13 protein-coding genes are annotated in these 13,377 nt (G+C 49.6%); 2 read left to right on the top strand and 11 right to left on the bottom strand.

The window, feature by feature from the left end; genetic code table 11:
• From ribD to rpmF, 11 genes are all read right to left on the bottom strand, one after another.
• On the bottom strand, positions 1 to 355 hold a 355-nt coding region (gene ribD / locus U9P07_06680; protein MEA2109089.1), incomplete at its 3' end, for a bifunctional diaminohydroxyphosphoribosylaminopyrimidine deaminase/5-amino-6-(5-phosphoribosylamino)uracil reductase RibD.
• Positions 356 to 357: 2 nt separating this feature from the next.
• Positions 358 to 813 carry a transcriptional regulator NrdR gene (gene nrdR / locus U9P07_06675; protein ID MEA2109088.1) on the bottom strand — a complete coding sequence of 152 codons (456 nt, stop codon included), beginning with the start codon at positions 811 to 813 and terminating at the stop codon, positions 358 to 360.
• On the bottom strand, positions 810 to 1,265 hold the full coding sequence (locus U9P07_06670) for a dCMP deaminase family protein (protein ID MEA2109087.1): 456 nt from the start codon (positions 1,263 to 1,265) through the stop codon (positions 810 to 812). Before U9P07_06670 ends, nrdR begins: the two co-directional genes overlap by 4 nt.
• A 161-nt stretch (positions 1,266 to 1,426) precedes the next feature.
• On the bottom strand, positions 1,427 to 3,139 hold the full coding sequence (gene rpiB / locus U9P07_06665; GenBank protein ID MEA2109086.1) for a ribose 5-phosphate isomerase B: 1,713 nt from the start codon (positions 3,137 to 3,139) through the stop codon (positions 1,427 to 1,429).
• Positions 3,140 to 3,144: 5 nt separating this feature from the next.
• The gene (gene fabF / locus U9P07_06660; GenBank protein MEA2109085.1) at positions 3,145 to 4,386 is read right to left on the bottom strand and encodes a beta-ketoacyl-ACP synthase II; all 1,242 of its coding nucleotides are present in this window, start codon (positions 4,384 to 4,386) and stop codon (positions 3,145 to 3,147) included.
• Between the two features lie 153 nt (positions 4,387 to 4,539).
• The gene (gene acpP / locus U9P07_06655; protein ID MEA2109084.1) at positions 4,540 to 4,782 is read right to left on the bottom strand and encodes an acyl carrier protein; all 243 of its coding nucleotides are present in this window, start codon (positions 4,780 to 4,782) and stop codon (positions 4,540 to 4,542) included.
• 71 nt (positions 4,783 to 4,853) lie between these two features.
• Positions 4,854 to 5,618: a 3-oxoacyl-[acyl-carrier-protein] reductase gene (gene fabG / locus U9P07_06650; protein MEA2109083.1), complete on the bottom strand. Its 765-nt coding sequence runs from the start codon at positions 5,616 to 5,618 to the stop codon at positions 4,854 to 4,856.
• The gene (gene fabD / locus U9P07_06645; GenBank protein MEA2109082.1) at positions 5,615 to 6,571 is read right to left on the bottom strand and encodes an ACP S-malonyltransferase; all 957 of its coding nucleotides are present in this window, start codon (positions 6,569 to 6,571) and stop codon (positions 5,615 to 5,617) included. The genes fabG and fabD overlap by 4 nt, the downstream gene beginning before the upstream one ends.
• Before the next feature lie 319 nt (positions 6,572 to 6,890).
• Positions 6,891 to 7,880 (bottom strand): beta-ketoacyl-ACP synthase III, encoded by a 990-nt coding sequence (locus tag U9P07_06640; GenBank protein MEA2109081.1) that lies wholly within the window; start codon positions 7,878 to 7,880, stop codon positions 6,891 to 6,893.
• On the bottom strand, positions 7,880 to 8,965 hold the full coding sequence (gene plsX / locus U9P07_06635) for a phosphate acyltransferase PlsX (protein ID MEA2109080.1): 1,086 nt from the start codon (positions 8,963 to 8,965) through the stop codon (positions 7,880 to 7,882). The genes U9P07_06640 and plsX overlap by 1 nt, the downstream gene beginning before the upstream one ends.
• A gap of 198 nt (positions 8,966 to 9,163) precedes the next feature.
• Positions 9,164 to 9,346 (bottom strand): 50S ribosomal protein L32, encoded by a 183-nt coding sequence (gene rpmF, locus U9P07_06630; GenBank protein MEA2109079.1) that lies wholly within the window; start codon positions 9,344 to 9,346, stop codon positions 9,164 to 9,166.
• Positions 9,347 to 9,835: 489 nt separating this feature from the next.
• On the opposite strand from rpmF, the gene U9P07_06625 reads away from it, so the two are divergent.
• Both U9P07_06625 and U9P07_06620 read left to right on the top strand, forming a co-directional pair.
• Positions 9,836 to 10,879: a GSU2203 family decaheme c-type cytochrome gene (locus tag U9P07_06625; GenBank protein ID MEA2109078.1), complete on the top strand. Its 1,044-nt coding sequence runs from the start codon at positions 9,836 to 9,838 to the stop codon at positions 10,877 to 10,879.
• A gap of 22 nt (positions 10,880 to 10,901) precedes the next feature.
• The gene (locus tag U9P07_06620; GenBank protein MEA2109077.1) at positions 10,902 to 13,322 is read left to right on the top strand and encodes a GSU2204 family CXXCH-containing (seleno)protein; all 2,421 of its coding nucleotides are present in this window, start codon (positions 10,902 to 10,904) and stop codon (positions 13,320 to 13,322) included.
• Positions 13,323 to 13,377 lie beyond the last annotated feature (55 nt).

Here is a 13,377-nt window from a genome sequence, read left to right as displayed (position 1 = left end):
GCCGGGCTATGCCTTTGCCGGCAACTTTCGGGTTGGGATCTTCCATCCCAATGACAACCCGGCTGATGCCGGCAGCGATAATGGCTTCAGTACAGGGAGGCGTTCGGCCATGATGATTGCAGGGCTCCAGGGTGACATACATGGTTGCCTGCCGGGCCTGTTCTCCGGCTTCCCGTAAAGCAAAAATTTCCGCGTGGGGTTTGCCGGCCGCCGGATGAAATCCTTTGCCGACGATTTTATCTTCTTTGACTACCAGGGCCCCAACCATGGGATTGGGTGACGTCCGTCCTCTGCCCTTGCGGGCCAGTTTCAGGGCTAGCTTCAGATAGTTTTCATCCGCAGACAGGTGCTTCATTTTTAATTACCGTTCACCATTCCCTGGAGTTCCTGGATGAATTCATTAATATCTTTAAACTGTCGATAGACCGAAGCAAACCGGATATAGGCCACATCGTCCAGTTTTTTCAGTAACTGCATGATTTTTTCGCCGACAACCGAGCTGTCCACTTCCTTTTCCCCGCTTTCCTGCAATTCCTGTTCGATGGTATTGATGATTTTTTCGATTTCATCTATACCCACCGGCCTTTTTTCGCAGGCCTTTTTCAACCCCAGCTCAACTTTTTTCCGGGCATAGGTTTCCCGGCGGCCATCACGCTTGATAATCAGGGGCAGATTGATTTCGATCTTCTCAAAGGTGGTAAAACGTTTCCCGCAGGAAAGGCATTCCCGTCGACGGCGGATGGTAGACTGATCTTTTGAAAGTCGGGAGTCAATAACCTTGTCTTCCAGAAAACTGCAAAATGGGCATTTCATTGGCTGATCAGGGGGATATTGGCTTCTATAAGCATTTCTTCAGCCAGTTCATCCGGGTAGGTTTCACTGATATAGATTTTTTTGATGCCGGCATTGATCAACATTTTTGAACAGATAATACAGGGTTGGTTGGTGCAGTAAAGATCTGCTCCGTTTATGCAGACGCCATGGTATGCCGCCTGGATAATGGCGTTCTGCTCGGCATGGAGACCGCGGCACAGCTCATGCCGTTCTCCTGAAGGGATATTGCGCTCCGCTCTGATGCAGCCCCGTTCGAGACAGTGGGTAATGCCGGCCGGGGTCCCGTTATATCCAGTTGAGAGAATGCGATTGTCCTTGACGATCACGGCACCCACCTGGCGTCGTAAGCAGGTGGAACGAGTGGCTACCAGCCTGGCAATCTGAAAAAAATAGGTTTGCCAGTCCGGTCGTGATGGATGTTCAATGGCCATATTTTATTTCTTACATTGAGTGATTAGCCGTTAGCTGTTAATTTAATAATTACAGAATTATCAGTATGACAAACTTCATCTAGTTGGGTGCTAATTCTGGTTGAACAACCCCGTGAATTTTCCATGCTGAAACTGATAGCTGAATGCTTATGGCTGACATCTTAACCAGAAAGACGATTTCTGTAAATGGGGAAACAGTTACACAGTGCTCTTACCTCTTCTCTGATTTGCTGGATTTTCGTGGTGTTATCAGGGTTGTTAAGCACTGTAGCAATAAACCCGGCAACGGTTTCCATCTCCTTTTCCCCCATCCCCCGGGTTGATACCATCGGGGTGCCGATACGGATACCACTGGGGTCGGTGGGTGACCGTTGGTCAAAGGGGATGCCGTTTTTATTGACCGTAATTCCTGCTTCATCAAGGACTTCTTCCGCCCGCTTGCCCTTGACCGGCTGGGAAGTAAGATCAATGAGGAAGAGATGGTTGTCAGTGCCACCGGAAATGATGCTGAAATCCAGCTTCTGAAGCTCCTGGGCCAAGTGACGGGCATTGCTGACTGTTTGTTGCTGGATATGTTTGAAATCTTCACCCATGCTTTCCTGGAAGGATACCGCCTTGGCGGCAATCACATGCATTAATGGGCCTCCCTGGATACCGGGAAAAATAGCTTTGTCAATCCGGCTGCCATATTCCTTCTTGCAGAGTATCATGCCGCCCCGTGGTCCGCGAAGGGTTTTGTGGGTGGTGGTGGTAACAAAATCCGCGAATGGTAGCGGTGATGGATGAACCCCCGCGGCTACCAGGCCGGCAATGTGGGCCATATCAACCATCAGTATGGCGCCGACCCGATCAGCAATCTGCCGAAACCGGGGGAAATCAATTTCCCGGGAATAGGCGCTGGCCCCGGCGACAATAATTTTTGGTTGTTCGCGGGTGGCAATTTTCTCAATTTCATCATAGTCAAGATAATGATTTTCCCGGTTGACTCCATAGGATGTGGATTGGAAAAGTTTACCGGAAAAGCTTACCGGAGCTCCATGGGTCAGATGTCCACCATGAGCCAGGCTCATGCCCAGTATTTTATCCCCGGCATCCAGAACACTCAAGTAGACGGCCATATTAGCTGAGGAGCCCGAAAGAGGCTGGACGTTCACGTACTCGGCATGAAACAGATCCTTTGCCCGCTTGATGGCCAGCTGCTCGACCTGATCCACAAATTGGCAGCCACCATAATATCGCTTAAACGGGTATCCTTCCGCGTATTTATTGGTCAGAACACTTCCCTGAGCTTCCAGAACCGCCTGGCTGGCATAGTTTTCGGAAGCAATCATGATCAGCTTTTCTTCCTGTCGCCTGGTTTCATTCTCGATTAGTTGAAAAATATCGGGATCCGCGGCCGCCAGGTGGGGACTTGATGGGGTTTTATCCAGTTGTTTTACCCGCCTTTCATGGCGACCACCGGCAAAGGAAGTGGTTAACCAGGTTTTGCTGATTTTTATGGCTTCAGTGGCTTTGGTGACCCGGCCGCCAAGCACAAGGATGTTGGCATTATTATGTTCGCCGGCCATTTGGGCGGTGAATTGATCGGTTACCAGTGCCGCCCTGATCAGTGGGTTGCGGTTGGCGGCAATGGACATGCCAATGCCGGTGCCGCAGATGAGAATCCCCCGGGGATACTGGCCGCTGGCCATCATGTCGGCCAGACGGTAGGCATAAACCGGGTAATCAACGGAAGCTTCCGAGTCAGTTCCCAGGTCGGTTATGTCATAGGTGTCAGCAAGGGCGGCCTTTAATTGTTTTTTTAAGGCATAGCCGCCATGATCACTGGCAATCAGCAGGGGGGGAAGTGAACTTTGTTGCAACTTGGTAGTCATTATTGTTAATCCTGATAGCGGCTGAATGCCAGGCAGGCATTGGTGCCGCCAAAACCGAAAGAGTTTGAAATTGCCGCATCCAAGGTTATTTTCCGGGCCTGGTTGGGAACGTAATTCAGATCACACAGTTCATCCTGGTTTTCCAGGTTGATGGTTGGATGAACCATGCCGCGATTCAGGGAAAGAACTGTGATCGCGGCTTCCACCGCCCCGGTTCCCCCCAGCATGTGGCCGGTCATAGACTTGCTGGAACTGACCAGCAGCTTGTCCGCGTGGTTGGCGAAAACCTTTCTGATGGCCATGGTTTCATAAAGATCATTGAAATAGGTGGAAGTTCCGTGGGCATTGACATAACCATATGTTTCTTTGGGCAGTCCGGCATCATCTAAAGCCAGCTGGATTGCCCTGGCAGCACCTTCACCTTCAGGAGCCGGGGCGGCCACATGGAAAGCATCAGCGCTGGCTCCATAGCCGACTATCTCCGCCAGTATCGGTGCGCCTCGCCGGAGAGCAAATTCCAGTTCTTCCAGAATCAGGATGCCGGCGCCTTCCGCCATGATAAAACCGTCCCGATCCGCATCGAAAGGACGGCTGGCTTTTTCCGGCTGATCATTTCGGGTTGAGAGGGCCTTCATGGCATTAAAGCCAGCGACGCTCAAGGCGGTAACTGCCGATTCCGTTCCTCCGGCTACCATAATATCCGCATCCTGGCGCTGAATAACTTTAAATCCTTCTCCGATCGAATGGCTGCCGGTGGCGCAGGCGGTTACCACCGAAAGATTCGGACCTTTTGCATTGTGGCGGATGGAGATATTGCCCGGTGCCAGGTTGGAAATCATGCCGGGGATGAAAAACGGTGAAATGCGTCTGGGACCGCTCTTTTTCAGAATATCATGATTACGTTCAAGTAATTCCAGTCCCCCAAGGCCCGAGCCAACGGAAACCCCGGTTTTAGTGCTGAGTGAATCATCAATGGTTAATCCGGCCATTTCCATGGCCATATCGGTAGCTGCCAATCCATATTGGATAAAGGTTCCCACCCGTTTGGCATCTTTGGCAGCCATGAAATCAGTGGGTTCAAAATCAAGAACTTCCCCGGCAATTTTAGTTGCCAGGTTTTCAGCCTCAAATTTAGTGATCAAGCCGATGCCGCATTGACCGGCCATCAGCGCCTGCCAGTTCTTCTCAACCCCGGTTCCCAGTGGCGTAACCAATCCTACTCCGGTTATCACAACCCGTCTTTTCACGCGTTACCTCCATGCTTTTCAGGATATGAGCCTGAGTCAGCCAAAAAGAACTTTTTTGTAGTATTATTTGGGAAAATTGTAAAGAAAAAAAGACGTTCACCTGGAAGGAGAACGTCTTTTTATGACTTCAATAAAGTTGATTCCAGCCGCTGTTTATTCCGCCGGCAGGTGTTCGTTGATATAGTCAATGGCAGACTGAACGGTCCTGATTTTCTCCGCATCCTCATCGGGAATTTCAACGCCGTATTCTTCTTCAAAAGCCATGACCAACTCCACGGTATCCAGGGAATCAGCCCCCAGATCATCAATGAAAGATGCTTCGTTGGTAATCTCAGCAAGATCTTTAATTCCCAGCTGTTCAGCTATAATTTCTTTTACCTTCTGTTCAACCGACATGTTTTATTTCCTCCTGTTTTAAGTATCTTCTATTCCCAGTTGATTATGATTGAGTCTATGTGAACTGGCCATCAGGGCATCAGCAGGCCACCGTTGACCTGTAATACCTGGCCGGTGATATATGAAGCCAGAGGTGAAACCAGGAAGGCAACCGCATGGGCAATATCATCAACGGTTCCCAGACGCTGGGCTGGAATCAGACTCAGCATATCATTTTTAGCCTGGTCTGTCATCCCGGCGGTCATTTCTGTTTCAATATAACCGGGAGCGATAACGTTACTGGTGATCTGGCGGGAAGCCAGCTCCCTGGCAATGCTTTTACTGAAGCCGATTATTCCCGCCTTGGAGGCTGCATAATTGGCCTGTCCGGGGTTGCCCATCATTCCCACAACTGATGACAGAAATACCAGGCGGCCGAAACGTTTTCTGACCATTCCTTTTACTGCGGCTTTTGTGCAGTTGAAACAACCTTTCAGGTTGACTTCCATGACCTCATCCCATTCCTGTTCTTTCATCCGCAAAAGCAGGTTGTCCCGGGTAATACCGGCATTATTGATGAGGTAATCCAGCTTGTTTTCCTGCTCAATAATGGTGTCAATCAATTCTTTGGCCTGGTCCATGGACGAAATATCTGCCGGCAGAAAATGGACGGGGCCTTTGAGATTGCTCAATTCCTGTTCAACGCTTTTGCCCAGTTCCCGGCTGGTACCGCAGAAGTATACCTGGGTTCCCAGTGATGCCAGGGAAGCAACAATCGCCCGGCCAATGCCCCGGGTTCCCCCGGTGACCAAGGCTGTACGCCCGGAAAAATCAAAAGCTGAGGTTGTATCGTTCATCCGATAACTTCGGCCAGTTTTTTCAGATCGGCAACGTTTTCCACCGTATGGGTTTTAACCCGACGGTTAATGCGCTTCATCAGTCCTGACAGAACTCTTCCCGGGCCCACCTCAATGATGCGGGTAATTCCCTGGGCAATCATAAGGTTCATGGATTCTTCCCAGCGAACGGTGTTGCTGACTTGGCGAATCAGCAGATCACTGGTTTTATCGATGCTGTAATTAGTGTCGGCATCAACATTGGAGATGACAGGAATCTGCGGTTCGTTAACCTGGACGGCAGGAAATTTTTCTGCCAGCTTTCGGGCTGCCGGTTCCATCAGTGAACAGTGAAATGGAGCGCTGACCGGCAGTTTGACGGCCCGGCTGGCGCCTTCATTTTTGGCTTTTAAAGTGGCTTCATCTACTGCTTTGACATGACCGGAAATGACAACCTGCCCCGGGCAATTATAATTTGCCGGTTCAACGATCTTATCTCTGGCAGGGTTGGTTGTTTCTCTACAGATATTTTCCAGTTGTTCATTCTTCATTCCCAGGACTGCAGCCATAGTGCCAAAGCCTAAAGGGACAGCTGTCTGCATGAATTTCCCCCGGGCGCGGACCACCTGGACGGCGTCATAAAAAGAAATAACCCCGGCAGCTACCAGGGCCGAATATTCACCCAGGCTGTGACCTGCCAGGATAACCGGCTTGATGCCATACTCCTGCATCAGAACTTTCAGGGTTGCAATGCTGGAGGTGAGAATGGCCGGCTGGGTATTCTCGGTTTTATTCAGTTCTTCCCTGGGAGCTTTGAAACAAATATCTGCCAGATCCTGATTCAGCGAATCCCCCGCTTCCACGAAAACATCTTCTGCTACTTTAAATGTCTGGTAAAAATCCTTCCCCATGCCTACGTACTGCGATCCCTGGCCGGGAAACAGGAGAGCTACTTTTTCAGACTGCATGGTCATTGATCTCCTTCATAGCTTTGCCAGGACCAAAAGGCCCCGGATGAGCTATCTGGATGCAACTGTTTTTTGCTGACAGCTCACTGCCAGTAGTTGAAAGCGTTTATCTGCAAAAAACAGTTTCCAGAAAAACGCCTATTAGATACCCGCTTAAATAGATTTTGGCTTAAAAAGTCAAGGAAAAAATAAAAAAATTAAAACATTTTAATCAGATAGCCGTGTTTTTAGCGGGCAATTCGATCTCTAATCGGCATAAGGATGCCATATCTTTATAGCCGGATTTAGTTCCTTGAATTTATTGACTTGGGGTTTTTTGATCCAGTTACCAGCGGGCAATCATGGCTCCCCAGGTCAAACCGCCGCCAAAGGTGTCAAAGAGCAGCAGGTCATGGGGCTGGAGCAAACCTTTGCGGTTGGCTTCATCCAGGGCGATGGGGATGGAGGCGGAAGATGTATTGCCGTATTTATGGACATTGGTAAAGACTTTTTCCGGTGGCAAGCCGATGCGACTGGTTACTGCCTTGATAATTCTCATGTTGGCCTGATGAGGAATGAACAACTTGACCTCGTCCAGGCTGAAATTATTATGCTGAAGGGCTTCCAGGGCCACTTCCGACAGACAGCGGACCGCCACTTTGAACAGTTCATTGCCCTGCATGGAAATATAGTGCAGTTTGTCTTCCACTGACTGGTGGGTGGCAGGAACAGCTGAGCCGCCGCCGGGCACCATCAATAAGGGACCATACTGTCCATCCGCGTGCAGGTGGCTGGAAATAATACCCCGCTCTGATTTGTCCTCTGCCTGTAGCACCACCGCTCCGGCCCCGTCGCCGAAAAGGACACAAGTGGTTCGGTCCTGCCAGTTAACAATCCTGGATAATATTTCAGCGCCGACCACCAGGATGTTTTTTGCATTTTCACTCCGAATAATGCCATCCGCAACCGAAACCCCGTATAAAAAACCACTGCAGACTGCATTGACATCGAAGGCGGCGCAACCTCCGGCTCCCAATTTGTGCTGCAGAATGCAGGCAGTCGGTGGAAAAGGCATATCCGGAGTGACGGTGGCGACGATGATCATATCCAGCTCCGACGGTTTGATGCCGGCCATCTCAAGTGCCCGGCGGGCGGCGGTACAAGACATGTCAGAGGTCAGTTCATTGTCAGCGGCTATGCGCCGTTCACTGATCCCGGACCGGGCCACAATCCATTCATCAGAGGTGTCAACCAATTTTTCAATATCATGGTTGGTCCTGATAGTTTTCGGCAGATATGAGCCGGTGCCGGCAATCCTGGTCATCCTGGGGCTCATTATTCTTCCTCACCTTCTTCTTCACGGTCTTTACTGATAATTCTTTCCTTAAGCTGATTCCATATTTTTTTCCTGGGCAGCAGTTTCTGGATTTCCTTGTTGCGACCCATCTCGGCAACCAGGTGGTCATTGACCCGCTGCCTGGCAAATTCTGAGCTCAGCCGGATGGCATTTTTTATCGCCTTGCGGCATGAAGACCCGTGACAGATGAAACAGTTGCCGTTAACCCCCAACAGCGGGGCGCCACCATATTCCGTGTAATCTATCTTGGCTTTCAGCCGGCGCAGGGCATCCTTGCTTAACCAGGCACCCAGTTTACTTTTCAGGTTGGCTGAAAGCTCTTTTTTGAGAATTTCAGTCATGGCCAGGGCCAGACTTTCGCTGGTTTTGAGGACGATATTGCCGACAAAACCGTCACAGACAATGACATCAATATCGCCGGGGAAGATATCCCCCCCTTCGATGTAACCAACATAATTAAGTGAGCTTTTTTTCAGCAGGGCATCGGTTTCCCGGGTCAGTTCATTTCCTTTGGAGGATTCTTCCCCGTTGCTCAGCAAGCCAACCCTGGGGACTGACTTGCCAAGAATATAGGTGGCATAAACACTGCCCATAACCGCAAACTGTGCCAGGTGTAAAGGTTTGCAGTCGACATTACCGCCTACGTCCAAAATAACCGTTGAGCCTTTTACGGTGGGGAGATTGGTGACGATTGCCGGTCGGTCGACATTTTCCAGTTTTTTAAGGGTAAACATGGCCAGGGCCATGGCGGCGCCGGAATTGCCGGCAGATATAACTCCCCGGGCCCGGCCGTCACGAACCAGATCAATGGCAACCTTCAGGGATGAATTCTTTTTCCTTCTCAGGGCTTTTGATGGCGAATCATCCATGCCCACCACTTCGGAGGCATGCTGGATGTAGATGGGCAGGTTTTTTATCTGGTATTTTTTCAGCTCGTGTTCAATCCGTTCCCGGTATCCCACCAGGATGACATGGGTATTGTATTCCCGGGCTGCTTCTACGGCACCGGCAACAATTTCCTCCGGGGCGTTATCACCACCCATGGCATCTACGGCTATCTTCATGCGGTTACACTGTGTTGGGAATCAGGCATAAAAGTCTTTTTCTGGATTTCAGTGCCGGGCTTGCCTCCAAGGCAGGCTGGCGACTGGGAAAAGTTCCCGGCTTGCCGCCGGGATGCCTGGATATTGTCAGAAAAAAATGTATAACGACAATGCGTAAGGTAAGAAGGCAGTTTCCGTGGATATCCGGACACTGCTCATTTATTCATTGTTGCTGGCGACAATAACTTCCCCTTTGTAGGAACCGCAACTGGCACAGATCCGGTGGGGAATAGTTGGAGCCTGACAGTTAGGGCAAGTGGAATGAGCCGGTGCAGTCAGTGACTGGTGTGCCCGACGCTTCCTTTTTCTGGCTTTTGAGGTTTTTCTCTTTGGTACGGCCATGGAAATACTCCTGAATGTTTTTTTTAAAGTTGATGCTTTCGCTATGGAAGTTACAAGGAACCCCTAATTCTATTGCGCTTTGAGTGCAAGGGGAGACTAATAAAAAAAATGTTTAGAATTGTCAAGGAAAAAGCGTCTTTAGCGTATAATTATGCTCTTTCTTGATCTCAATCCATCCTCCAAAGCAGGCCCCAAGTTGAAATTGTAAAATTGCTGAAATTTCTTTTAAGTATATGAAAATAAAGATATATAGATAAGAAATAATTTCACAATATCATGAATATTTCCTAATAATTTACTTGACAATAGTGGTGAAAGTTATTAGTTGCAATCAGTACATCAGTAAAAGCTATCAGCGTTTTTGGCGCCTGGTAGTAGTTCTATAATAAATTTTACGCTTCTGGGGAAGGAGGTGAGCACCAGCGGGGTATATTTCTGTTAGCTGATAACGGAGAAGGTTTAACGAAGAATTTTAATAGGAGAGTGGTTATGAAAATGAGAAAAAATTGGTTATTGCTGGGTATGGGGATACTGGGGGTGCTGTTGCTGACAGTGGCTGCCTGTACTACCTTTACCAATCAGCGGGCCAGTGCCTTGAAACTGCCGGTGCCCGTGGAAGGGGCCCAGTATATCGGCGATGAAGCCTGTGCTGATTGCCATTATGAACTGGCGCCCAGGTTCAGTGCTACCATTCATGGCCGGATCATGGCGGCTGAAACGGCAATCGGCATGCAGGGATGTGAAACCTGTCACGGTCCGTCAAGTAAACACGCTGAAGAAGAAGATCCGGAAATGGTTATTTCCTTCAAAACATTGGATGCCGACCAGGCTTCCGCCGTCTGTCTCCGCTGTCACAGCGACGGTGGACAGATGGACTGGGCCGGTACCGCCCATCCGTTCAATGAAGTGGCCTGCACCACCTGCCACCAGGTTCATGATGCTCCGGTTATGCCGGCTTCTCTGAAAAAAGCCGAACCGGAACTCTGTTACCAGTGTCATCAACTGGAACGGGCTAAAATGTACTATCCTTCCCATCATCCGGTGAAGGAAGGCAAGATGGTCTGCAGCGACTGCCACGCCAATCATGGTTCCATGGTCAGTAACCTGAAGACCGATGAACGTCTCAATGATCTCTGCCTCAACTGCCATACCCGTTACCAGGGTCCGTTTGTTTTTGAACATGCTCCGGTCAGCGATGACTGTACCATCTGTCATGATCCTCACGGGACGGTAGCCAATAACCTTAAAATTCAGAATGAGCCTTTCCTCTGTCTGCAGTGCCATGAGCCCCATTTTCACTCTGGCAGGACGGCAAATCCATTTGCATTTGGAGATACGCTTGCCGCTCCAAGCGGTAGTGTTGATGCTAAAGCCCTTCCAGGGCAGCCTGGCTATGTGGATCCACGGGCTCATACTTCTATGTCGTGGGGACAGGCCTATGCCACCAAATGTACCCAGTGCCACGTGCAGGTCCATGGCAGTGATCTGCCGTCCCAGACAGTTCCCGGACAGGGTCGGGGCTTAACCAGATAATGGTGTAAATTAAGGAGAAATCATGAAACGGATTGCTTTATTATCTCTGTTGGCAGTCTGCCTGATCCTTGCTCCCAGCTTTGCCAAAGCCGACCAGACAACCGGAAAGGTTAGTCTTGGTTTTGGGAGCATAGATATGGACGACTCTAAAGAAGGCGCCGGCGAATACCTCTACCTTGACCAGGGGACCAGAGTTACCCTTGATGCTGAGGTAGATGGCTGGCAGAAGGGCATCAAGTATGATGCTGATTTTAATATTATTGATCAAGATGAAATTGACGGGGCGTTGAAATTTGATTTCAAGCGTTATTTCCGCACCGACAACAAGTACCAGCGCTTTACTCATTGGCTGGAAAATGATGATCTGGTGAACTGGAATACCGATTCTGATTCTGATTTTAGCTTTCCGGCCATGGCTCCCGATAATGTGTTTTATACTGCTTTAGGCACCAAGGCGATTTTGTGTAAGCCTGACTTGGTCGGGGCTAACGTTGGTGTCGCCCAGCATAGTTCCTGGGGCAAGGATCTCTATATTATCCGTGAGGAGTTTACCAGTAAGAACGAATTCCTTATTCCCGGGGCCGAATTTATCAAGATTCATGCCGACTACCGCCGGGAAACGCGGCGCGGTTATGAACAGGGCCGGACGATGAATAAGTGTTCCGGCTGTCACTTTTTTGCCGAGGATCGGCGAGTCAATGAGCGAACCGAAGACTTCAAAATCGGGGCCACCGCCCACCTGGGGTTATTGACCCTTGATTATACCTTTTTCTACCGTGAATTTGATGAGGATGCCGGCTCGCCCACCAACCAGTATGTCGGGGCCAGCAATCCCGGGCCGCCGGGTTCAGGCTTATCCGATCAGAAGATGATTTGGGATAAAGCCGACGGCGCAATTCCCTATGATGCCACCCCGGATTCTGAAAAGGATTCGCACATCATCAAGGCCCAGTTGGCGTTGCCCCTCAATACCACGGTTTTTGGTACCTATGTAAATACCACGGTTGAAAACCAGACGGCCGATGATTTCAATGGCGACTATGACAACGGTGCCTACCATGTAAGTGATGAGCCGGAATATGATTATGATCGCCTGGCCTTCCGTCTGACCTCGTCACCCATTAATAATCTCACTGTATCTCTGCGTTACTCGTATGAAGACCTGGATAATGATACGGTGGAAATCCGCTATGATGACGGTGTTTATGAGGCCACTCAGGGCAGCGGTTCAGCAATGGTGGATCCGGCAGGTTATGGTTTGCATGGTTATAATGAGCATCATGACGGTTTTCCCTGGGAACGGGAGTCGTCCCTGGATCGGGAGATTGATACCTTTGGCGTTGATCTCAAATATCGTCTCTTTGCCCGGACCAATCTACTCCTTGGTTATGAGTATGAAGAGATTGACCGCGGATACGAGGCTTTGGGTGAAACCGAAACCGATACCTTCAAGGTCAGCCTCAACAGCCGTTATTTCAAGAATCTGAGCCTGCGGCTCAAATACCAGTATGAAAATATTGACGAACCATTCGCTCATGAAGGGGCGGCCCTGGCGGATGCCGACGCGGTTGATGCCTGGTTGCTGGCAAGTCGCCCTGCCGGTTGGGTATATGATGGTACTTGCCAGAATATTGGTAGTGCGAAATATTCAAAAGCCGGACTTCCAATACATCTTTTCAGTGAGGCCACCGAGTATTTTGTCATGTACAACAGTCGGCAAGCAACTTTGACTTCTGAGCCTGAGGATAGGCATGAATTTTCTTTCAATGCCACCTGGCTTATCTCACCGAAGCTGTCGGCCAACGCCCACTTCAAGTATCAGTTGGAAGAGGTGGAGATGGATATCCCCGGATTTTCCAACAGCTATGACAAGGAGATGTTTACTCCGGGGGTTGATCTGTGGTTTGCCCCCACCGACCGGCTGGTGTTTACGTTGGCCTATCAGTACCAGAAGATGGAGGATGAAACATTTCTTTCAATCCCCGCCTATGGCGGCTGAGCAGGCTCATTCTTGCACCCAAGTTTTGGGTACACGTTGGATGAGATTGAGTACAATACCGATGTTCACACTCTGATGTTTAATGCCGATTTTGCCTGTTCAGATAAGTTGAACTTAAATGGCAGCATTATCTGGAACAAAGGCGAATCTGAAATGGATGATGTCAATGCCGGAACCTTTACCGGATCCAATCCTGGGGCTACGGCTGCTGATCCCGGCTTTGCTGGTATGAACCATTATGTGGCTCTGCCGGGTTGGGAAGATAATTCCGATCTGGAGATCGACCAGGTTGAATACAGCCTGGGGGCTGTCTATAGCCTTACCGACAGTATCAGTTTGAATTTGAACGCCAGCTACTTTGATTACAATGATGATGATCCCTATCTGTACGATAAGGATGGTGATGTTCTGTATGTCAATGGCGGGATGACCATGCGTTTCTAGGTTGTTTCCGTAAAGATAACTTTACTGCAAGGGGAGTACCATTTTGGTACTCCCT

It is taken from the genome of Pseudomonadota bacterium (assembly GCA_034660915.1).
Classification (GTDB): domain Bacteria; phylum Desulfobacterota; class Anaeroferrophillalia; order Anaeroferrophillales; family Anaeroferrophillaceae; genus DQWO01.
Note: the sequence above shows the minus strand (reverse complement) of the source record. Positions and strands in the feature narration are given on the sequence as shown.

What these genes read in the sequence shown, in the direction of transcription:
- nrdR (MEA2109088.1), bottom strand. Translation starts at nt 813, where the DNA reads ATGAAATGCCCATTTTGCAGTTTTCTGGAAGACAAGGTTATTGACTCC.
- U9P07_06670 (MEA2109087.1), bottom strand. Translation starts at nt 1,265, where the DNA reads ATGGCCATTGAACATCCATCACGACCGGACTGGCAAACCTATTTTTTT.
- rpiB (MEA2109086.1), bottom strand. Translation starts at nt 3,139, where the DNA reads ATGACTACCAAGTTGCAACAAAGTTCACTTCCCCCCCTGCTGATTGCC.
- acpP (MEA2109084.1), bottom strand. Translation starts at nt 4,782, where the DNA reads ATGTCGGTTGAACAGAAGGTAAAAGAAATTATAGCTGAACAGCTGGGA.
- fabG (MEA2109083.1), bottom strand. Translation starts at nt 5,618, where the DNA reads ATGAACGATACAACCTCAGCTTTTGATTTTTCCGGGCGTACAGCCTTG.
- fabD (MEA2109082.1), bottom strand. Translation starts at nt 6,571, where the DNA reads ATGACCATGCAGTCTGAAAAAGTAGCTCTCCTGTTTCCCGGCCAGGGA.
- U9P07_06640 (MEA2109081.1), bottom strand. Translation starts at nt 7,880, where the DNA reads ATGAGCCCCAGGATGACCAGGATTGCCGGCACCGGCTCATATCTGCCG.
- plsX (MEA2109080.1), bottom strand. Translation starts at nt 8,965, where the DNA reads ATGAAGATAGCCGTAGATGCCATGGGTGGTGATAACGCCCCGGAGGAA.
- rpmF (MEA2109079.1), bottom strand. Translation starts at nt 9,346, where the DNA reads ATGGCCGTACCAAAGAGAAAAACCTCAAAAGCCAGAAAAAGGAAGCGT.
- U9P07_06625 (MEA2109078.1), top strand. Translation starts at nt 9,836, where the DNA reads ATGAAAATGAGAAAAAATTGGTTATTGCTGGGTATGGGGATACTGGGG.